This window comes from Amycolatopsis sp. lyj-84, from assembly GCF_046549075.1.
In the GTDB taxonomy this organism is placed as follows: Bacteria; Actinomycetota; Actinomycetes; order Mycobacteriales; family Pseudonocardiaceae; genus Amycolatopsis.
On the sequence record NZ_JAJPWO010000013.1, the window covers coordinates 22299 to 42003 of the forward strand.

Here is a 19705-nt window from a genome sequence, read left to right on the forward strand (position 1 = left end):
CCGCCCGTCCACCGTTTGGGACTTTTGTCCCGGTGGGCGGGCGGCTTTCGGCTCGGCATATCCTGGGCCGGTGAACTGGACAGTGGACGTTCCCGTCGACACGCTCCCCGAACTGCCTCCTCTGCCGCCCGAGCTGCGCAACCGGCTCGACGACGCGCTTTCCCGGCCCGCCGCGCAGCAGCCCGAATGGCCGGACCCCGAGCTGACGAGGCGCGTACGCGGCGTGCTGGAGAGTGTGCCGCCGATCACCGTCCCCGCCGAGATCGACAGGCTCTCCGACAGGCTCGCCATGGTCGCCCGCGGCGAAGCGTTCCTGCTGCAGGGCGGTGACTGCGCGGAGACGTTCGAGTCGAACACCGAACCGCACATCCGCGCCAACCTGCGCACCCTGCTGCAGATGGCCGTCGTCCTCACCTACGGCGCGAGCCTGCCCGTGGTGAAGGTCGGCCGGATCGCGGGCCAGTACGCGAAGCCGCGTTCGGCCTCCACCGACGCGCTCGGCCTGCCGGTGTACCGCGGCGACATCATCAACTCGCTCGTCGCCAAGCCCGAACTCCGCGTGCCCGACCCCGGCCGGATGATCCGCGCGTACGCCAACGCGGGTGCCGCGATGAACCTCGTCCGCGCGCTCACCGGCGCCGGGATGGCGGATCTGCACCAGGTGCACGACTGGAACAAGGACTTCGTGAAGTCCTCGCCCGCCAGCGAGCGCTACGAGGCGCTGGCCGCGGAGATCGACCGCGGCCTGCGGTTCATGTCGGCCTGTGGCGTCACCGACACCTCGCTCCAGTCCACCGAGATCTTCGCCAGCCACGAGGCGCTGCTGCTGGACTACGAGCGCTCCATGCTGCGGATGGATCGCGCGGACGCGACGAACCCGAAGCTGTACAACCTGTCCTCGCACTTCCTGTGGGTCGGCGAGCGGACCCGGCAGCTCGACGGCGCGCACATCGCGTTCGCCGAACTGCTGGCCAACCCGATCGGCCTCAAGATCGGCCCGACGACCACGCCCGAACAGGCCGTCGAATACGTCCGGCGGCTCGACCCGCGCAACGAGCCCGGCCGCCTGACGCTGATCGCCCGGATGGGCAACGGCAAGGTCCGCGAGGTGCTGCCCGCGATCGTCGAGAAGGTCGAGGCGTCCGGGCACAAGGTCATCTGGCAGTGCGACCCGATGCACGGCAACACCCACGAGGCGTCGACGGGCTACAAGACCCGGCACTTCGACCGCATCGTGGACGAGGTCCAGGGCTTCTTCGAGGTGCACCGCAAGCTCGGCACGTACCCCGGCGGCATCCACGTCGAGCTGACCGGCGAGGACGTCACCGAATGCCTCGGCGGCGCGCAGGAGATCTCGGATCTGGACCTTTCGGGCCGGTACGAGACCGCTTGCGACCCGCGGCTGAACACCCAGCAGTCGCTGGAGCTGGCGTTCCTGGTCGCGGAGATGCTGCGCGGCTGACGGCGGTCCCTTAACGCTATGAAAGTCCCCTTCATTGCAAAATTTGCAATGAAGGGGACTTTCATCTCACTTCACGATCGCGTCAGCTCGCCGTGTCCAGCAGCCTCGCCGCGGACTTGAGCACGCCGTCCCGCAGCGAGCCCACGTCCGAAACCGCCGCCCCGTTCGCCTGCAGTCCGATGTGGACGGAGTCGCGGTAGGTCGCCACCGCGATCCCGACCGCCTGCCGCGGCGCCAGCGGCACGAAGGGGTACACGCTTTCGAGCCGCGTCCCGTCGAGGGTGAGCCGGCTGGGCGGCACCGGCACCGTGGTGACCACGAGATCGAACAGCAGCGGCGCGGCCAGCCCGGCGGCCCTGCTGCCGAGCCGGTGCAGCATCGGCGGCATCCGGTCGGCGAGCAGCGGGAACGCGCCCGCGCCCCGGCCGGGACCCGCGGCCTTGTTCCGGCTCATCTCGCGCTGGACGGCCAGCAGCCGCTTCACCGGATCGTCGAGGCCGACCGGCAGATCGCAGAGGTAGCCGGACAGCTTGTTCCCGCCCAGCTGCTCGGCGGACCGGCCGCGCACGCTGACCGGGATGAGCGCCCGCAGGGTCCGGTCGTCGGCCCGCTGGCCGCGGTTGATCATCCATTCGCGCAGCGCGCCGGCGAGGATCGCCAGCACGACGTCGTTGGCGGTCCCGCCGTGGGTCCGGCGGATCCGCCGGATCTCGCCGGTGTCCAGCCGGACGAGGCCGAGCCGTCGTTCGGTCGACGGCGGCGCGCTGATCGGGGACAGCGGCGAACGGGTCGCGCGGACGACCGACGAAGCGATCCCCGCCGACTCGCCCGCCTGGGCGAGGGTGGAACCGAAGGCGTCCTTGACGGCGTCCACAGGGGACCGCGGCGCGGGAGGCACGGCACCGCTGTGCGGGCGCCTGACGGCGCGAGGGACCGCGTCGAGCAGGCCCGCGGCGACGGCGTACGCGCCCGCCCCGTCGGTGAGCGCGTGGTGCAGTTTCAACAGCAACGCGAACTCGCCGTCCGGCAGGCCGGTGACGAGATGCAAGTCCCACAAGGGTTTTCCGGTGTCGAGCGGTCGTCCCATCCAGCGCGACGCGTAGGCGGAGAGCGGATCCGGTTCGTACAGGGAGCTCAGGTGGTGATGTGAAATATGTTCACTGGCAACGAAACCCGGGTCGTCCGCCCAGACGGCGGCGCCGGGCGGGAACAGCGCGGTGCGGGGGCGCTGACGCAGCTTCGGGATCCGTGCGGCCCGCTCGGCCAGCAGCGCGGTCAGCTTACGCGCGTGCACCTGCCCATGCGGACGGAAGGTGACCACCGCGCCCATGTGCATGGGCGTCGTTTCGCTTTCCATGCAAAGGAAAGCGACATCGAGTGCGCTCAGCTGGGGGCCTGACATCAGTGACCTTTCTCGGAACCGGGGGCGATGTGCACAACTGCACCAGCCTGACATGACGAGCGGGTGGTCGTCATGTTTCGGGGGCGCTAACTACCGTCGGTTTCACTCGAACGATGGGACCCCGCGCGGACATGGACCACGGCCGTGCGGCAGATGGCGGACAGCCCGGCGCGGGTAACTCGTTAGCGGATCATCCGAGGAAACCGGCAGACTGCAGCACCATGACCGACGAACCGAAGCGCCCCGAACCGCCGCTCACCGGCGACGAGCGCACCCAGCTGAACGGCTTTCTCGACTTCCTCCGCGCCACTGTCGTGTGGAAGTGCTCCGGCCTCACCGACGAGCAGGCCAGGCGGCCGCTCGTGCCCAGCGAGCTGACCACCATCGCCGGGTTGCTCGGGCATCTGACCCTGGTCGAGCAGTACTGGTTCAACGTGGTGCTCGACGGCCAGGAGGACCTCTGGAAGGAGGCGCTCGAGGCCGACCCCGACGCCGAGTTCCGGGTAGCCATGAAGACCCCGATCGAGCAGCTGATCGCCGCCTACGAGGCCGAGTGCGAGCGGAGCCGCAAGGTCGTCGCGCGGATGGGGCTGGACGACCAGGTCGCCTTCCGCGGCGATCGCCAGGTCAACGTCCGCTTCGTGGTCGCGCACATGATCGAGGAGACCGGCAGGCACGCCGGCCACCTCGACCTGTTGCGCGAATCGATCGACGGGCTTACGGGGGAGTAATTCGGCGAGGGGGCAGCGGGAAGAACCCGCTGGTCCGCTCGACGTACGTCGCGTATCCCGGCCGGGAACGCTGCAAACCCTTCTCCAGCAAGGGTTTTCCGGTGCCCTTGGCCAGCGTGTACGTCATCGCGATCGGCGACAGGATCGTCGCCGCCCCCACCCAGCTCGAACAGGCCAGCAGGTACAGGCCCCACCACACGCACGCGTCCCCGAAGTAGTTGGGATGCCGGGTGTAGCGCCACAGTCCGCTGTCGAGGACCTTTCCCTTGTTGTCCGGGTCGGCCTTGAACCGGCGCAGCTGCTCGTCGCCGATCGTCTCGAACCCGAAACCGACCAGCCACACCGCGACACCCAGCCACGCCGTCACGCCGAAGGAATCGCCGTACATCGCGAACTGGACCGGCAGCGAGACGAACCAGAGCACCACCGCCTGGAGCAGGTACACCCGGACGAACAGCTTGAGCGCCGGATTCGGGCCGGCGTTCTCCACCATCCGCACGTAGCGCGGGTCTTCGGGCAGCTTGTGGTTGCGCAGGTGGAGGTGCACGCCGAGGCGCACGCCCCAGATCGCCGTCAGTGCCGCGGCGACCACTCTCAGCGCCACCGACCCGTCCCCGAGCGGGGCCGCGACCAGGGCGACGAGCGCGAAGCCCGGCCCCCAGAACGTGTCGATGGTGTCGTACCGCTTGCGCGCCAGCGCGATGCCGAACGTGACGGCGACCGCCAGCAGGGTCACCCCGGCGGTGACGAGCAGGGTCCCCCCGAGAGACATCAGGACCACTCCCGGGTGGCGGGAAGCGCGCTCAAACCCTGTTCGGATGAGCGGACCGCGAGGATCTGGTCCACGCCCATCCGGTTCTCCTCGAACGCGAGCGCGCCGCCGACCAGGTAGAGCCGCCAGACCCGCGCGCCGGATTCACCGATCAGTGCCACGACGTCGTCCCAGTTGCTCTCGAGCGTTTTCTCCCATGCCCGGACCGTACGCACATAATGCTCGCGCAGCGCGTGGACGTCGCGGATCTCGAACCCGGCCGTCTCCAGATGCCCGAGCGTGCGGCTCAGCGGCCGCATCGTCATGTCGGGGGCGATGTAGCGCTCGATGAACGCCCCGCCGCCCGGGGCCACCGCGCCGCGGGACATCTGCTGCAGGACCAGCCGTCCGGTGGGCTTGAGCATCCGGTACAGCGTCCGCGTGTACTCGGGGTAGTTCTCTTCGCCGACGTGCTCACCCATCTCGATGGTGGCGACGGCGTCGAACGGCTCGTCGGTCAGCTCGCGATAGTCCTGCCGCCGGACCTCGACGCGATCCTCCAGGTCGTGCTGGGCGAGGCGGCCGCGGATGTGCTGCAGCTGTTCCGCCGAAAGCGTGATGCCGACGGCGTGCACGCCGTGGTGCTTGGCCGCGTGGACCAGGAGCGAGCCCCAGCCGCAGCCGACGTCGAGCAGCCGCATCCCCGGCCGCAGCCCGAGCTTGCGGCAGATCAGCTCGAGCTTGTCCGCTTGGGCTTGTTCGAGGCCGTAACCCTCCTCCTCGGACGTCCAGTACGCCGACGAGTAGGCCATCGATTCGTCCATCAGCAGCTGGTAGAAGGCGTTGCTGAGGTCGTAGTGGTGCGCGATGGCCGACTTGTCGCGGAGCAGCGTGTGCAGCTTTCCGGAGAGCCGGGCCTCTTCGGCGGGCGGTTTGGGCGGCGGCCCGACGACGCCGAGGCTCACCGCGAGCCGGAACGCTTCGGCCCAGTCACGGGGCCCGAGCTTCGCGCCGCGGACGGCGCCCGACCGGGTCAGCGCCCAGATCCGGCGGAATCCGTCGGCGAGGTCGCCCTCGACGTCGAGATCACCGGAGACATAGGCCCTCGCGAGACCCAGCTCACCGGGGGAGTAGAGGAGACGGCGCAGGGCGCGCCGGTTGCGGAGCACCACGGTCGGGGCGTCCGGCGGCCCGGCGCGCACGCCGTCCCAGGTGCGGAGACCGACCGGGAGGGAGCCACCGAGGAGCCGCTCGACGAACGGGACTAGGCGAGACGCGGGACTGTTCGGCATAGTCGTCATTCGACCCCGGACAGGTAAAGGATGGGTCGGATGATGCCCCGGTTCACCCGGTCCAATCCGGCCCGGCCCCTGTTCCGAATCCCTTTCGTGCACACCAAGGGTCAACGCATCGGAGTCATCGGCAGCGGCGTCGCCGGCCTCACGGCCGCCTACCTGCTGCAACGCCGCTACGAAGTGCTGCTGTTCGAAGCCGAAGACAGGCTGGGCGGGCACGCGCACACCCACGACGTCCCGAGCGCGCACGGCGGCACCGTCGGCGTCGACTCCGGGTTCATCGTGCACAACGAGCGCACCTACCCGAACCTGCTCCGGCTGTTCGCCGAACTGGGCGTCGCCACCCGCGACACCGAGATGTCGATGAGCATCCGCTGCGACGGCTGTGGCCTCCAGTACGCCGGCGCCAAGGGCCTGAAGGGCCTGTTCGCCCAGCCGCGCAACGTCGCCCGGGGGCGCTACCTGCGGATGCTCGCCGACGTCAAACGCTTCCACCTGCACGCGAAGCGCGTCCTCGACTCTCCCGAGGCCGGAGACGTCACCCTCGGCGCGTTCCTCGCGATCGGCGGGTACACGAAGTACTTCGTCGACCACTTCATGCTCCCGGTCGTTTCGACCGTCTGGTCGGCCGACCGGAACGACACGCTCAAGTACCCCGCGCGCTACCTGTTCGAATTCCTGCGCAACCACGGGATGCTGTCGGTCGGCGGGTCCCCGAGCTGGCGCACCGTCGTCGGCGGCTCCCGCGAGTACGTCGATCTCGCCGCCAAGCAGCTGACGGCCGTGCACCTGTCGACGCCGGTCCGCTCGGTCAAGCGCACCGCGCGCGGGATCGAGGTCCGCGACGACGCCGACACCCGGCACCGGGTCGACAAGGTCGTCCTGGCCACCCACGCGGATCAGGCGCTGAAGCTGCTCGCGTCGCCGACCGAGGCCGAGCGCGACGTCCTCGGCTCGTTCCGGTATTCCAGCAACGAGGCCTGGCTGCACACCGACACCGGTGTGCTCCCGACGGCGGAAGCGGCGCGCGCGGGCTGGAACTACGCCACCCCGTTCTGTGGTGCCAACCATGGCGCGGTCCAGGTGTCCTACGACATGAACCGCCTCATGCGGCTCGACGAGCCGACCGGCTACGTCGTCACGCTCAACCCCGGCACCGCCCCCGACGACGGTTCGGTGCTGGCCAAGATGACCTACGAACACCCCGTCTACACCCCGGAATCGGTGGCCGCCCAGCGCCGCCTGCCCGAGCTGAACGACGACACGGTCGCCTTCGCGGGCGCCTATCATGGGTGGGGATTCCACGAGGACGGCTGCGCGTCCGGTGTCCGCGCGGCCGAGAACTTCGGGGTGCGATGGTGACCGTCATGGCCGTGCTCTACGACTCCACGGTGGCGCATGTACGGCGCAACGATCCGCCGATCTCGTTCGCCCACCGCGTCTATTTGTGGCTCATCGACCTCGACGCGCCTCCGAAGCTTCCGAAGTGGCTCCAGCCCTTCGCCCGCTTCGACTCGCGAGACCACTTCGCGCCCGAAGACACCTCCAGCATCCGGTCCAAATTGGACCGCTGGCTCGCGGCGCGCGGCGTCGATCTCCAAGGCGGCCGGGTGCTGATGCTGGCGGGCGCGCGCATGCTCGGGCACAACTTCAACCCGATCACCCTCTACTGGTGCCACCGGCCCGACGGCGAACTCGAATGCGTCGTCGCCGAGGTCCACAACACCTACCGGGGCAGGCACGCGTATCTCCTGCGTCCCGACGCCGACGGGAACGCCCACGCGGACAAGGAGTTCTACGTCTCGCCGTTCCAGTCGATGGACGGCGAGTACCGGATGGAGGTGCCGCGGCCGGAGTCGCTGCTCTCGGTCAAGATCGCCCTCCGCCAGGGCGGGGAGACGCCGCTGACAGCGTCGCTGCGCGGGGTGCGGCGCCCCGCCACCGCCAAATGGCTCGTGCACATGCTGATCACCCGTCCGCTCATGCCGCACCGGGTCTCCGCGCTGATCCGGCGGCACGGGGTCAAACTGTGGTTGAAGAAGGCGCCGCTGACCCGGCGGACGCCACAGACGGCCGGAGGCAGGCTTGATGGATGAATCGGCACGTCCACGCCGGATGGCGCCCGTTCCCGCGACGGACGGCGAACCGGCGGGCCCGACGTCCGAGGAGCTGCTCGTCCGGGTCGCGAAGGGGGACGAGAGGGCCTTCGACGTGCTGTACGACCGGCTCGCCGGTCCGGTCCTCGGCCTGGTGCGGCGAATCCTCCGTGACGTCGCGCAGTCCGAAGAGGTCACTCAGGAGGTCATGGTGGAGCTGTGGCGCACTGCCGCGCGCTACTCCCCGGAGCGGGGGAGCGCGCTGAACTGGGCCATGACGCTCGCGCACCGCCGCGCCGTCGACCGTGTCCGTTCGGCTCGGGCCAGCTCGGACCGCGAGGTCAAGGCGACCTTCGAAGCCGCACGGGCCCGGCCCTTCGACGAGGTGGCCGAGGCCGTCGCGGCCCGCTGGGAACGTTCGCAGGTGCGCCGCTGCCTGACCAGCCTGACCGAGCTGCAACGGGAATCCGTGTTGCTCGCCTACTACCAGGGCTATACCTATCGCGAGGTCGCAGAGGTGCTGCAGACCCCGCACGGAACCATCAAGACTCGACTCCGGGACGGCCTGATCAGGCTCCGGGACTGTTTGGGGGTGACGGCATGACGATGCCCGAAATGCACACGCTCACCGGGGCCTACGCCGTCGACGCACTGTCCGATTTGGAGCGTGCCCAGTTCCAGCGGCACCTCGGCGAGTGCGCTTCGTGCGCACAAGAGGTCCTCGAACTGCAGATGACCGCGACCCGGCTCGGTGCCGCCCTGGCCGAAGACCCGCCGCCCGAGCTCAAGCGCCGCGTGCTCGCGGAGGCGATGGCGACCCGGCAGCAGCCGCCGAAGACCCGCTTCGAAACCGGAGAGCGAGTCAAGGACCGCCGCCGCGCCCCGCGCTGGGCGATCGCCGCGGCCGCGGCGGCGATCGTCGGGCTGGCGGGCACCGCCGTGTTCGGCGGGATCGCCTACGACAACCACACGCAGCTGACCGCCGCGCGGGAACAGGCGGCGCGGGCCGCGGATCGGTACGCGCCGGTCGCCGACGTCCTCGCGGCCGCCGATCTCCGGACCGGCCACGCCGACGCGTCCGTCGGGGGCGGGGGGACGGTGATGATGTCGCGCTCGAAGGACCGGCTCGTCTTCATGGCTGCCCAGCTGCGGAGGAACGACCCGGGCCGGACCTACCAGGCCTGGTTCATGTCCCCGGGTGCCGCGCCGAAGCCCGCCGGGCTCATTTCCGGTGGTCAGGACGGTGCGCTGCTGGTCGCCGACGGACTCGGCGGGGCCGAGCAGTTCGCACTCAGCGTCGAGCAGGCGGGCGGATCACCGACCGGATCACCGTCGCAGGACGTCGTCATGGTCATGTCCATGCCGACCTGATCTCCGGTCCTTAGCAGGCCGCCGTCCGGCGCTTCCTCCGGGGTTCACTCTTGCGCCCGGGAAGATGTTGTGGCAAAACACCTTTGCGACACACGGCGTGGCTACTGGATTCGAGCCTGCCTGGTGCATACCGTCCTGCTTCAACGTCGGCAGTTGACATAACTCTCACTCTGAGGTTCAGATCGAGGGTTCGGCCCAGGCTCAGCGACCGGCGGGCAGCACGAGCACACACGATCAGGAAGGCGGCTCCGATGACGCCCCCGCACAACTACCTTGCGGTGATCAAGGTCGTCGGTATCGGCGGCGGCGGAGTGAACGCCGTGAACCGCATGATCGAGGTCGGCCTCAAGGGTGTCGAGTTCATCGCGGTGAACACCGACGCACAGGCACTGCTCATGTCCGACGCCGACGTCAAGCTCGACATCGGCCGGGAACTGACCCGCGGCCTCGGTGCCGGCGCCGCCCCCGAGGTGGGGCAGAAGGCCGCCGAAGACCACCGCGAAGAGATCGAAGAGGTCATCAAGGGCGCCGACATGGTGTTCGTGACCGCGGGTGAGGGTGGTGGCACCGGCACCGGTGGCGCTCCCGTCGTCGCCCAGATCGCCCGCAAACTCGGCGCCCTGACCATCGGCGTCGTCACCCGCCCCTTCACCTTCGAGGGCAAGCGCCGCAGCAAGCAGGCCGAAGACGGCATCCAGCAGCTGCGCAACGAATGCGACACCCTGATCGTCATCCCGAACGACCGGCTGCTGCAGCTGGGCGACATCGGCGTCTCGCTGATGGACGCCTTCCGCTCGGCGGACGAGGTCCTCCTTTCGGGTGTCCAGGGCATCACCGATCTGATCACCACGCCGGGTCTGATCAACCTGGACTTCGCCGACGTCAAGAGCGTCATGTCCGGCGCGGGCTCCGCGCTGATGGGCATCGGCTCGGCGCGTGGCGAAGGCCGGGCTATCCAGGCGGCGGAGAAGGCGATCAACTCGCCGCTGCTGGAAGCGTCGATGGACGGGGCGCACGGTGCGCTGCTGTCGATCGCGGGCGGGTCGGACCTCGGCCTGTTCGAGATCAACGAAGCCGCGTCGCTGGTGCAGGAGTCCGCGCACCCCGACGCGAACATCATCTTCGGGACGATCATCGACGACTCGCTCGGCGACGAGGTCCGGGTCACCGTGATCGCGGCCGGTTTCGACGCCGGCACGCCGACCCACAAGAAGCTCGACCCGTCGACCTTCGGTTCCCGGTCGAACTCGACCGCGTCCGCCCAGGCGGGTCAGGTCAACGGTGGCGGGGCGACGCCGGTGCAGAGCCCGCCCTCGGGTGCCACGCCGGTGCCGTCGACGGGTTCGAACGGCTACCCGGTCGCGCCGCCGCGCACGCACACGCCGATGCCGTCCTCCCGCAACGAGGGCAACGGCTCGCTGACCGGCGGGCTTCCGCAGTCCGGCGGCGGTTCGCGCGGGTACTCGCCGATCGGGTCGAACTCGACCCACGGCAGCCTGCCCAGCCGGGCCACCCCGGTGCACGACGACCCGTCGGACGACGAAGTCGACGTTCCCCCGTTCATGCGGCGGTAAGATTTCACGGTGAGCTGAAGGGGACTTTGCCCGCATGTCATGCGGGCAAAGTCCCCTTCACTGCGTGAGATGCGGGGAAAGTCCCCTTCAACAGCTTGGAGGCAAGTCTTGCGGGTACGGCGGGTCGTCACGACAAGGGCCGGCGGGGCTTCCCGGCCGCCTTACGACACCTTCAACCTCGGTGATCACGTCGGTGACGACGCGGGCGACGTCTTCGCCAACCGCAAACGTCTCGCCACCGAACTCGGCCTCGCCGAGGACAGGCTGGCGTGGATGGAGCAGGTCCACGGCCGTACCGCCACCGTCGTCGACGGCTCCGAGACTTCCGCCGCCGAAGCGACCGACGCTCTCGTCACCGCCGAGGCGGGTCTCGCCCTCGTGGTGCTCGTCGCCGATTGCGTTCCCCTCATGCTGGCCGACGTCGAAGCCGGTGTGGTCGCCGCCGTGCACGCGGGCCGCGTCGGTGCTCGCGTCGGCGTCGTCCCCGCCGCGGTCGAGGCGATGCGCTCGCTCGGCGCCGACCCGGCCCGCACCGAAGCACTGCTCGGCCCCGCGATCTGCGGCGACTGCTACGAAGTTCCCGCCGACATGGCGGCCGACGTCGAAAAGCACGTGCCCGGCAGTGCCTGCAAAACCCGGAAGGGCACCCCGGGTCTCGATCTCCGCGCCGGGCTCTGGCGGCAGCTCGCCGACCTCGGCGTCGGCAAGATCGGCGTCGATCCGCGCTGCACCAACGAAGACAAGACGCTTTTCAGTTTCCGCCGCGACGGCACCACCGGCCGGATCGCGGGCATCACGTGGCTGGACGCGTCGTGAGTGACGCGCGAAAGGCGGAACTCGCCGCCTCCCTTGCCGAAGTGGAAGAACGGATCGGCGCCGCGTGCAAGGCCGCCGGCCGGGACCGCGACGACGTCCGGTTGCTCGCGGTCACCAAGACCTTTCCCGCGCTCGACGCCGCGCTGCTCGCCGACCTCGGCGCGCTCGACCTCGCCGAGAACCGCGATCAGGAGGCGGGCGCGAAGGCCGAAGAGGTCGCCGGGCTGCGCCCGGACGCCCGCGTCCGCTGGCACATGGTCGGCAGTCTCCAGCGGAACAAGGCTCGCTCGGTCGTGCGCTGGGCCGACGAGGTGCAGTCCGTCGACTCCGAACGCCTCGCCGAAGCGCTCGCGAAAGCGACCAGGTCGGCGCTCGATTCCGGGCAACGCGATCAGCCGTTGGACGTCCTCATTCAAGTAAGCCTCGATGACGATCCGAAGCGCGGGGGCACTCGGGTGAACGAGTTGGACCAGCTGGCGGAGCGAATAGCCCATGTGGGTGATATTCGCCTCCGAGGGCTTATGGCGGTCGCTCCGCTGGGTATTGACCCGGCAGAGGCGTTCGAGAAGCTCGCTCGTGCGTCGGAACGTCTTCGGGCAGATCACCCAAATGCCCGTGAGATCTCCGCCGGAATGAGCAATGATCTCGAGCAGGCGATCGCGCACGGCTCGACCTGTGTGCGTGTCGGAACCGCGTTGCTCGGTGGACGCGGTTTAGCCTCGCCCTAGGGAATACCGTCTCGTCGTTACGGGGAGTGGTGGCGAGGGCGGGGGAGCACGGTGCGGGACGCGGCTAAGGCTAGGGAGAGGCATGAGCGCGCTGCAGAAGCTGAAGGCCTACTTCGGGATGGTGCCCGCGGACGAAGACGGCTATGACGTCGAGGATGACTACCGGCGAGGTTACGCCGAAGACGAGTACGACTACGACGATGAGCCGCCTGCCCGGTCGCGGGGTGGACGCTACCGGGAAGTCGATGACACTTATGACGAGCCTGTCGCCCGGACTCGGTCACGCTCCGTGCCCAGTCCGGAGCCGGCGGTCCACGGGGCCTTGGCGATGGATCGCCAGCCCGAACCGGTCGCACGGCTGCGTCCGGTGACGGAACCGGTCCGTCCGGCCGTCCGTGACCCGCTGAGCCGGATCACGACGCTGCACCCGACGAGCTACGCGGAGGCGCGGGCGATCGGCGAGCACTATCGCGAAGGCATCCCGGTGATCATGAACCTCACCGAGATGGAGAACGCGGACGCGAAGCGTCTCGTCGACTTCGCCGCGGGGCTCGCTTTCGCGTTGCGCGGATCGATGGACAAGGTCACCAACAAGGTGTTCCTTCTCTCACCGCCCGATGTGGACGTCACCGCGGAGGACCGTCGGCGGATTGCCGAAGGCGGATTATTCCTGCGCGGCTGATCACCCGGTGACCGCTGAGCGCAGCCGGATGTGATTTTGTCGACTCATCGGCATCTCGAGGCCGTCAACTGCGTCTTTTGACGCGGGGCATGGCAGAGTGGTTACGTGAATGCTGTGTTGCTGGTCGTCTGGTACGTGCTGTTCGCTTTCTGGCTCCTGCTGACGGCACGGATCGTCGTCGAACTCGTGCGTGCTTTCGCTCGCGAGTGGCGTCCTGCCGGAGGGGTTGCGGTAACGCTCGAGACCATCTACACAGTGACCGACCCACCGGTTCGTCTGTTCAGACGAATCATCCCGACCGTACGAATCGGCGGCGTCGGACTGGACTTATCGATTATGGTGCTGCTGTTGGTTGTGTTCTTTGCGATGCAGCTGGCAACGCCAGGGTGATTTTCGGGGAAGCCCGGGTGGACCTGCAGGCCATGGAGTGCGTGAGGTGATCTGATGTCGTTGACCCCCGCTGACGTGCATAACGTCGCGTTCAGCAAGCCGCCCATAGGCAAAAGGGGCTACAACGAGGACGAGGTGGACGCGTTCCTCGACCTGGTGGAGACCGAGCTTGCCCGGTTGATCGAGGACAACAACGAGCTGCGGCAGCAGGTCGAACAGCTCGACAACGAGCTCGAGACCACCCGTGGTGAGCTCGAGAACGCCAAGGCGGGACCAGTCGGCCCGCCGCCACAGGTGCGCGACGAGCCGTCGCGTCGCCTGGCCCCGGTGCCGCCGCCGCAGTCGGCGATGGAGCAGACCCAGGCCCACTCGATGGTGCCGGACAACGGGGAGCCCAACGTCCAGGCCGCGAAGGTGCTCGGACTGGCGCAGGAAATGGCCGACCGGCTCACCGCCGAGGCCAAGACCGAGTCGGACGGCATGCTCGCCGAAGCCCGGACCAAGTCCGAGCAGCTGCTTTCGGACGCGCGGTCCAAGTCGGACTCGATGGTGAACGAGGCGCGTACGCGTGCCGAGACCATGCTGAACGACGCGCGAACCCGTGCCGAGACCTTGGAGCGCCAGGCGCGCGACAAGGCGACGACCATGGAGCGCGAGGCTCAGCGCAAGTACACCGAGACCATGAACAACATGAACGCGGAGAAGGGCTCGCTGGGCAAGAAGATCGAAGAGCTGCGCACGATCGAGCGGGAATACCGCACGAGGCTGCGCGGGTTCCTCGAGTCCCAGCTGCGTGAGCTCGACGACCGTGGTTCGGCCGCTCCTGCCTCGGCGTCTTCGTCGAACTCGGGACAGCCGGCGTCGTCCTCGGGCGGCGGACAGGGCTACTCGTTCGGTCCTCGGGCCGAAGCGGGCTGATTTCTGCACTGCTCGATTTTCTACCGCATGAATTTCTACACAGTGGAACGGCCTCGGCACTCTCCGGAGGGTCGGGGCCGTTTCGCTTGCCCCTCGTGTTGTAATTCACCGTGCTCTACATCGTCCTAGTACTGGTACTGGCGGCTCTGGGGCTGCTCGTCGCGGCGCTCATCACCGCGAACTCCCTGTGGGCTTGGATCTCCATCGGCCTCTCCGTCGTCGCAGGGTTGCTGCTCGTCTTCGACTGGCTGCGCCGCCGGAAGAAGCGGGCCGCCGCCCCCGCCGAGTCCGAAGAACCGGAAGACTCGGAAGAGGCCGACGATTCGGCGTCAGCCGAAAAGAGCGAGCCGGACGAAGAAGAAAAGCCCGAGGACGCCGAGCAGACCGTCCTGATGCCCACCGCCGGTGAGCTGAGCGACACGGACGAAGCTCCGGAGCCTCAGCGCAACGGCGACCCCGGCGAGGAGAAGAGTGATCCCGCGGATGTGGCGATCGTCTCGGACCTCGAAATCGAGGTCGTCGTCGTGGACGAATACCCGCGCTATCACGTGACGACCTGCGCGTGGCTCGAAACCCGGGACACGATCCCGCTCGGTATCGGCGAGGCGCGCCAGCTCGGGTTCACCCCGTGCGCGCTGTGCGCGCCCGACGCCGAGATCGCCGGGCAGCACCGCGACAAGACCAAAGCGGACAGCTAGGCGCTTTTGAGCGTCTGAGCCGCCTCGCCGACCGAGACCACGTCGGCGGCGATCGTGTCGAGCACCAGCCGTTGTTCTTCGTCGGCATCCCGCGGCACAGGGATTTCGGCCGCTTCTTCGGTCCCGAGTGTCCGTGCCGCCTCTTCGACGGCGTCCGCGGCTCCGGCCGTTCCGGGACGCAGCAAGAGCGACGACGCCGTGACGGACAGGCCGCGCAAGGCCTCGGCCGCGTTCTCCAACGCGTCCCGTTGCCCCGGCGCGGGTTCCTTGGTGCCCGGCTCCGCGGCGAGCAAGCCGTGATGCGCGATGGCGGCGGCGCGGAACTCGCGACCGAGCGTCCGCGGGTCGACGTCCTCGCCGCGCAGTTTCCGCCCGACCGAGCCGAGCAGGGCGCGGGTGGCGCCGACCGCGGTCCCGAAGCGTTCCGCCGGACCGGGTTTCGGCACACCGGGGATCGCGGCGAATCCGAAGAGCAGGGCGATGGCGCCGGCGAGGACCATCAAGAGCAGGTACTCGACGAGCACGTAACGCGGGTCGAGATGCCTGGTCGTCGCGTTCATGCCGACCGACATCAGCACCATGCAACCGTTGAACACCGCCGGGCGCGTCCGCATGACGGAGAATCCGCCGAGTAGTGCGACGAGCCCGATCGGCAGCAGAAACCCTTGCGGCAGAAGCCAAAGGACGAGGGTGAGCACGACGGCCCCGCCGAGGGATCCGCCGATGCGCTGCCAGGCCTTGCTGAGGCTGTCACGCCATTCCGGTTGCATGATGGCGAAAGTGCCGAGCAGGAAGGACACGGTGAGCGGGTCACCGGGCCGGAAACTCGCGACGACGAGCGCCAGCGCCACCCCGAGCCCACAGCGGATCGCGTGCCGGAACTGCGGTGACTGCCAGGAAAACGCGCCGCTCAGCTCGATTCGGCGCAGCTCCTTCCGAAGTCCCTTCGGAACGTCCACACGCGACTCGTCGCGCTCGGTCGCCGCCGCCCGGACGGTTTCGAGAGAGTCCCAGAGCGCGGTGACGAGCCTCGCCGTGGCACCGGGCAACTCGGCGGGTTCCTTGCGCCGCACCGGCTCGACGTCTTCCGGTGCCCGCGCCGAGCGCACCGCGTCGGCGAGCCTGGTGGCTTCTTCCCTGGCGGCGTCGAGGGTTTCACCGATTTCCGGGTTGTCCAACCGTTTCCCGCGGATCTCGAGCAACCCCGTCGCCGCCCGGTACCGGAACATGCCGCCGAGCACCCCGGCCGTCCAGCGCCGAGGACGGTCCGCGAGCCAGAGCCTCGCCGCCCGCTCCTGCGTTTCGGAAGTGCCCGCCGCGAGCGCGTCGGCCAGCGCTTCCCGGGTCGGCTTGGCCGGATCCCTCGCGCCCATCAGCACCCGCAACAGAAGTACGACCCCCACCGCGAGCGCGGGCGCGCCGAGCACCTGCCCCGCCGACGCCGTCCCCGTCAACTGGAAGCCGTACCCGAACAGCGACGCCATCCCGAGCCCCAGCCCGACCGTGACGAACCGCGCCCCGAGCGCGGGCAGCAACCCGGCGAACACCACGATCACCACCAGCAGGCCGATCGCGGCCCACTGCGACACCGCCCCCAGCAGCCGTGGCACACCGACCGCGAGGACCATCGCGGGCGCGAACCACGCCAGCAGCCGCAGATCCGCCCAGAGCGGCCCGCCGACCGCCGCGATGAGACAGAAGAGCGCGGTGAGGGCCGCCAGGATGGCCGCGTTGCCCAGCCCCAGCAGGAACCCGAGCCCGCTGACACCGCCGAGGACCACCAGTACGACGACGAGGAGTCCGGGCCCTTTCATCGGGCCTCGCTGATCGACATACCCGTCAACCTAGAGGCGATGGGCGGGACGGCAACTCGAGGTTGGGGTGAGTGGTGGCCATGCTCGCCACTCACGGCCAGGGGCCGAAGGGGCCCTTCGCTGCATCAGGAGAGGCGAAGGGCGCCATCACCCCACCGGCGACCGGACGCCTTTGTCCTTGTTCTTCTATTGAGGGGAAGGCAAGCGTGGCGTGGTTACGCCTCTCTGTGCTGAAGCCCTGGTTTCCTCGGCTGAGCGGGGCCTTCACGGACACGCCACCCGGCAGGGACACGTTTGCCCTACCCTCGATAACCACCCCGGCCCATTGTCTCCTCGAGCTCTTAGCGACCTTCGCGCCGTTAAGAGCTCTTCGCGATCTTCTCTCGATCCTGCCGTGTCACATAAACGTGTGATAGCACAGGTGTTCGACTGCGAGTATTGTTAATGCCGTGGCCAGCGATGACAGACTCCGGACGACACCTGCCGAGTGGTGGCGCGTCGACACGGCCACATTGCGTGCCTGCAAGCAAGAACTCGAAGTCCTCAAACGCCAACTGGACGCCGAGCAGAACGCGATCCTCGCGGAAATCAATATCCGCGGGGTTCGAGGATGTTCGGGTCATTCCACGTTGTCGGCGATGATTTTCGAGGACTTCCACGTCACCGGCAAGGAAGCCGATGACCGCGCCGACCGGGTTCTCGCCTTGCATGCCGGGGTGGCGGTGGGCGGTGACCGAGTGCCACCGCTGGCTCCCTTGACCGCCGAGGCCGCCGAAGATGGCGCTATCGGTGGCTCGCAGATCGACGCGATCATCCGCACCTTCGCGAGGATCCCGTCCTACAACCCAGAAGAGGGCGTGCGGGGCGGAGCGAAGATCCTGGTCGACCTCGCCCGATACTCCAGGCCCCGTCAGATCAACCAGGCCGGTCGGCGGTTGCCGGACGAGCTGGATCCCGATGGGAAAGAACCCCGCGACGAGAACCCGAAGGACACGCGTCCGGAGTTGCGGTTCGTCAAACACCGCAACGGCGCGCTGGGTTTGAAGGGCACGCTCGACCTGGAGACCTACGCACGGTTGAAGTCCGACCTGGACCCGATGGCCAAACCCCATAAAGCCACAGACGGAGTCCGGGACTCCCGCACCCAGGACGAACGCTACGGCGATGCCTTCACCGACTACGTCCGGCTCAAGACCACCAGCCGGAACCTTCCCGGCCAGGCTGGCGAGGCCACGCACATCCTCATCACCATGTCCTACGAGGACCTGACCAATGACTTGGGTGAGGCTCATCTGGATCTGGTGGCGAACCCTTGGATATCGGCCGGTCGAAACGCACCGTGTCACTGGCCCAGAAGTACGCGCTCACCATCCGCGACGGTGGCTGCGCGTTCCCCGGCTGCGACATGCCCGTGCCCCGTTGCACGGCTCACCATATTGTTTCTGGCGACACCACGGCGAAACAAAGATCGACAACCTGGTTCTGCTGTGCACGAAGCACCGTGTGTCTCGAATGCGATTGAGAGGTTCTGATGTAGAAGCCAGAGTCGCTTGAAAGCAATGCTGTATCGGAGATGAAGGTAGGTCCTTCGGCATCGTTCGCCGACCGGATCAATCCCCATCTGGTCCGGTGGGCCATGCGGAAGTTCAAACACCTGCACCGGTGGCCAGCGAAAGCCCGGAAGCGCATCGCCCAGATCGCCAGCCAATACCGGGGCATGTTCGTACATTGGCGACACGGAGCACTCCCGGCAGGTTCGACAACGGGAGCCGTGTGACGCGAGAGTGTCACGCACGGTTCTGAGAGCGGCGGCGGGGGAAGTTCCCGCCGCCGACTCACCACCGGTTGATCCACCACGGCCAAGGGAAAGTGGCCATCGCTCAGGATGGCCTGCCGGAATTCACCGCCCCCGCCTACCTCGACCCCACCGGAGAACCCCGACGCAACACCATGCACCTCAGGACATAGGCCGACCCCGCTGTATAACGACCTACACGTCCGGGGTTTCGCAAACCACTTGGCGGATCCGGCGCGCCGTGTTCCACGGGGAATGATCAACCGCGCCGGGATCAGTGAAGGCAAGGACGGATTCGTCGAGCCGTTGGAAGATCAGGCCGCCGCCGTGAGTTTCTTCCAGTTCGCCCGCGAGCAGTACCAGTGGCTGAGTCCCGATCCGAAAGTGTGCCTCGGCCAGGATGTCCTCCTCATGGAAAACGGCCACATGCTCGACCAAGCCGACCGGTAGCTCGGGAAAGGACCTCCAGCGATAGAGCCCGCCCCAACGTCCGTCGTCGTGGGATCTGGTCGACGACCGGCTGCAGAGGCCGAACCCTTCGTTGTCCTGATAGGTGCCGATATCCACCGCGCCGCCGTCGTCAAGCCAAGCCTGGAGGCTGTACAGCTGAAGGCAAGGGACGTCCGGGTCCGCGAAGTGCGGGCCGGTTCCCGTCACGTCCTCGCGCAGCGCCATCTCCACTCCGGCCCACGCCTCGATGCGCTCGCCGCGTAGCGCTGTGAAGTCGTTCCGCGTCATGGCGGAAGTATGCCCACTGACCCTGCCGAATCTCAGCCGGAAAACTGTCGGCCCCCAATCCTGGAAGGAGGCGAAGACGATTACGACCGTGCGTGTGCGGTGAACGCGCTCGCCGGCGCTGTCTCGATCGGCGAAGGCGGAGTGCAGGGGCCGATCATCGGCGACGAACCCGCGACCACCTGCTATCTCCCGGAGTAGGCTCGCGTCGAGGTCGAAAGGGGGCGTTTCGCCATCCGCGCGGTCCGCACGAGTGGTGATTCGGCCTGGGTCGGTCTGGTCCAGCTTGTCGAAGAATCCGTCGAAGAAGCTGTCGAAGAGGGCTGAGCCACCACCCCGGACAACCCGGTTGCCCCCGCGCGCTACCCTTGAGTCAACTGGCACCGATCCGGCTATCACCGGGGAGCCTCCGGAAGAACAGGGCTCGCGCCCCCAGTAGAACCGGAC

At 68.2% G+C, this 19705-nt stretch carries 20 protein-coding genes; 15 read left to right on the forward strand and 5 right to left on the reverse strand.

Features of this window, described 5'->3' with window-relative positions; translation table 11 throughout:
* The first annotated feature begins 70 nt into the window (after window positions 1–70).
* Window positions 71–1462 carry a class II 3-deoxy-7-phosphoheptulonate synthase gene (locus ACLJRM_RS32470; RefSeq protein ID WP_168214365.1) on the forward strand — a complete coding sequence of 464 codons (1392 nt, stop codon included), beginning with the start codon at window positions 71–73 and terminating at the stop codon, window positions 1460–1462.
* Window positions 1463–1544: 82 nt separating this feature from the next.
* On the opposite strand, the gene ACLJRM_RS32475 is transcribed toward ACLJRM_RS32470, so the two are convergent.
* Window positions 1545–2864, reverse strand: coding sequence for a wax ester/triacylglycerol synthase family O-acyltransferase (locus tag ACLJRM_RS32475; protein ID WP_174720439.1), 1320 nt, complete (start codon window positions 2862–2864; stop codon window positions 1545–1547).
* 221 nt (window positions 2865–3085) lie between these two features.
* Here ACLJRM_RS32475 and ACLJRM_RS32480 point away from each other — a divergent pair, with 221 nt between their 5' ends.
* A complete protein-coding gene (locus ACLJRM_RS32480) occupies window positions 3086–3595 on the forward strand; it encodes a DinB family protein (RefSeq protein WP_410665226.1) in 510 nt (169 codons plus the stop codon).
* Here the strand turns inward: ACLJRM_RS32480 and ACLJRM_RS32485 are convergent.
* Complete coding sequence (locus ACLJRM_RS32485) at window positions 3582–4367, reverse strand: DUF1295 domain-containing protein (RefSeq protein ID WP_101613375.1); 786 nt, start codon at window positions 4365–4367, stop codon at window positions 3582–3584. The two genes, ACLJRM_RS32480 and ACLJRM_RS32485, sit on opposite strands and share 14 nt — an antisense overlap.
* On the reverse strand, window positions 4367–5638 hold the full coding sequence (locus ACLJRM_RS32490) for an SAM-dependent methyltransferase (RefSeq protein WP_101609400.1): 1272 nt from the start codon (window positions 5636–5638) through the stop codon (window positions 4367–4369). Before ACLJRM_RS32490 ends, ACLJRM_RS32485 begins: the two co-directional genes overlap by 1 nt.
* Before the next feature lie 39 nt (window positions 5639–5677).
* Here ACLJRM_RS32490 and ACLJRM_RS32495 point away from each other — a divergent pair, with 39 nt between their 5' ends.
* The 11 genes from ACLJRM_RS32495 to ACLJRM_RS32545 all read left to right on the forward strand — a co-directional run bounded on the left by ACLJRM_RS32495 (window position 5678) and on the right by ACLJRM_RS32545 (window position 14914).
* Window positions 5678–7003, forward strand: coding sequence for an NAD(P)/FAD-dependent oxidoreductase (locus tag ACLJRM_RS32495; protein WP_174720438.1), 1326 nt, complete (start codon window positions 5678–5680; stop codon window positions 7001–7003).
* Window positions 6997–7737: a DUF1365 domain-containing protein gene (locus ACLJRM_RS32500; RefSeq protein ID WP_101609399.1), complete on the forward strand. Its 741-nt coding sequence runs from the start codon at window positions 6997–6999 to the stop codon at window positions 7735–7737. The genes ACLJRM_RS32495 and ACLJRM_RS32500 overlap by 7 nt, the downstream gene beginning before the upstream one ends.
* Window positions 7730–8341 carry an ECF RNA polymerase sigma factor SigK gene (gene sigK, locus ACLJRM_RS32505; protein WP_410665227.1) on the forward strand — a complete coding sequence of 204 codons (612 nt, stop codon included), beginning with the start codon at window positions 7730–7732 and terminating at the stop codon, window positions 8339–8341. The genes ACLJRM_RS32500 and sigK overlap by 8 nt, the downstream gene beginning before the upstream one ends.
* Entirely contained in the window at window positions 8338–9108 is a 771-nt protein-coding gene (locus tag ACLJRM_RS32510) for an anti-sigma factor domain-containing protein (RefSeq protein WP_101609397.1), read from the forward strand. Before sigK ends, ACLJRM_RS32510 begins: the two co-directional genes overlap by 4 nt.
* Before the next feature lie 251 nt (window positions 9109–9359).
* Complete coding sequence (ftsZ, locus tag ACLJRM_RS32515; protein ID WP_101609396.1) at window positions 9360–10682, forward strand: cell division protein FtsZ; 1323 nt, start codon at window positions 9360–9362, stop codon at window positions 10680–10682.
* A gap of 108 nt (window positions 10683–10790) precedes the next feature.
* Window positions 10791–11498: a peptidoglycan editing factor PgeF gene (gene pgeF, locus ACLJRM_RS32520; protein ID WP_410599890.1), complete on the forward strand. Its 708-nt coding sequence runs from the start codon at window positions 10791–10793 to the stop codon at window positions 11496–11498.
* Window positions 11495–12226 (forward strand): YggS family pyridoxal phosphate-dependent enzyme, encoded by a 732-nt coding sequence (locus tag ACLJRM_RS32525; protein WP_101609394.1) that lies wholly within the window; start codon window positions 11495–11497, stop codon window positions 12224–12226. Before pgeF ends, ACLJRM_RS32525 begins: the two co-directional genes overlap by 4 nt.
* A gap of 82 nt (window positions 12227–12308) precedes the next feature.
* Entirely contained in the window at window positions 12309–12908 is a 600-nt protein-coding gene (locus ACLJRM_RS32530) for a cell division protein SepF (RefSeq protein WP_101609393.1), read from the forward strand.
* A 114-nt stretch (window positions 12909–13022) separates the two neighbouring features.
* A complete protein-coding gene (locus tag ACLJRM_RS32535; protein WP_005155180.1) occupies window positions 13023–13298 on the forward strand; it encodes a YggT family protein in 276 nt (91 codons plus the stop codon).
* Between the two features lie 54 nt (window positions 13299–13352).
* On the forward strand, window positions 13353–14216 hold the full coding sequence (locus ACLJRM_RS32540; protein WP_101609392.1) for a DivIVA domain-containing protein: 864 nt from the start codon (window positions 13353–13355) through the stop codon (window positions 14214–14216).
* A 110-nt stretch (window positions 14217–14326) separates the two neighbouring features.
* Complete coding sequence (locus ACLJRM_RS32545) at window positions 14327–14914, forward strand: hypothetical protein (protein WP_410665228.1); 588 nt, start codon at window positions 14327–14329, stop codon at window positions 14912–14914.
* Here ACLJRM_RS32545 and ACLJRM_RS32550 read toward each other — a convergent pair.
* Entirely contained in the window at window positions 14911–16728 is a 1818-nt protein-coding gene (locus ACLJRM_RS32550; protein ID WP_410665229.1) for an FUSC family protein, read from the reverse strand. The genes ACLJRM_RS32545 and ACLJRM_RS32550 overlap by 4 nt on opposite strands.
* A gap of 449 nt (window positions 16729–17177) precedes the next feature.
* Between ACLJRM_RS32550 and ACLJRM_RS32555 the strand changes: the two genes are divergently transcribed.
* A complete protein-coding gene (locus tag ACLJRM_RS32555) occupies window positions 17178–18260 on the forward strand; it encodes a DUF222 domain-containing protein (protein WP_410665230.1) in 1083 nt (360 codons plus the stop codon).
* A 458-nt stretch (window positions 18261–18718) separates the two neighbouring features.
* On the opposite strand, the gene ACLJRM_RS32560 is transcribed toward ACLJRM_RS32555, so the two are convergent.
* Window positions 18719–19261 (reverse strand): hypothetical protein, encoded by a 543-nt coding sequence (locus ACLJRM_RS32560; RefSeq protein ID WP_410665231.1) that lies wholly within the window; start codon window positions 19259–19261, stop codon window positions 18719–18721.
* Window positions 19262–19270: 9 nt separating this feature from the next.
* Here ACLJRM_RS32560 and ACLJRM_RS32565 point away from each other — a divergent pair, with 9 nt between their 5' ends.
* Complete coding sequence (locus ACLJRM_RS32565) at window positions 19271–19459, forward strand: Imm21 family immunity protein (protein WP_410665232.1); 189 nt, start codon at window positions 19271–19273, stop codon at window positions 19457–19459.
* Window positions 19460–19705: the final 246 nt, after the last annotated feature.

Excerpts from the sequence above, each read along its gene's own strand:
- ACLJRM_RS32510 (WP_101609397.1), top strand. The coding sequence starts at position 8,338 with ATGACGATGCCCGAAATGCACACGCTCACCGGGGCCTACGCCGTCGAC.
- ACLJRM_RS32560 (WP_410665231.1), bottom strand. The coding sequence starts at position 19,261 with ATGACGCGGAACGACTTCACAGCGCTACGCGGCGAGCGCATCGAGGCG.
- ACLJRM_RS32500 (WP_101609399.1), top strand. The coding sequence starts at position 6,997 with ATGGTGACCGTCATGGCCGTGCTCTACGACTCCACGGTGGCGCATGTA.
- ACLJRM_RS32530 (WP_101609393.1), top strand. The coding sequence starts at position 12,309 with ATGAGCGCGCTGCAGAAGCTGAAGGCCTACTTCGGGATGGTGCCCGCG.
- ACLJRM_RS32540 (WP_101609392.1), top strand. The coding sequence starts at position 13,353 with ATGTCGTTGACCCCCGCTGACGTGCATAACGTCGCGTTCAGCAAGCCG.
- ACLJRM_RS32495 (WP_174720438.1), top strand. The coding sequence starts at position 5,678 with ATGATGCCCCGGTTCACCCGGTCCAATCCGGCCCGGCCCCTGTTCCGA.
- ACLJRM_RS32565 (WP_410665232.1), top strand. The coding sequence starts at position 19,271 with ATGCCCACTGACCCTGCCGAATCTCAGCCGGAAAACTGTCGGCCCCCA.
- sigK (WP_410665227.1), top strand. The coding sequence starts at position 7,730 with ATGGATGAATCGGCACGTCCACGCCGGATGGCGCCCGTTCCCGCGACG.
- ACLJRM_RS32550 (WP_410665229.1), bottom strand. The coding sequence starts at position 16,728 with ATGAAAGGGCCCGGACTCCTCGTCGTCGTACTGGTGGTCCTCGGCGGT.
- ACLJRM_RS32485 (WP_101613375.1), bottom strand. The coding sequence starts at position 4,367 with ATGTCTCTCGGGGGGACCCTGCTCGTCACCGCCGGGGTGACCCTGCTG.
- ACLJRM_RS32480 (WP_410665226.1), top strand. The coding sequence starts at position 3,086 with ATGACCGACGAACCGAAGCGCCCCGAACCGCCGCTCACCGGCGACGAG.
- ftsZ (WP_101609396.1), top strand. The coding sequence starts at position 9,360 with ATGACGCCCCCGCACAACTACCTTGCGGTGATCAAGGTCGTCGGTATC.
- ACLJRM_RS32490 (WP_101609400.1), bottom strand. The coding sequence starts at position 5,638 with ATGCCGAACAGTCCCGCGTCTCGCCTAGTCCCGTTCGTCGAGCGGCTC.
- ACLJRM_RS32475 (WP_174720439.1), bottom strand. The coding sequence starts at position 2,864 with ATGTCAGGCCCCCAGCTGAGCGCACTCGATGTCGCTTTCCTTTGCATG.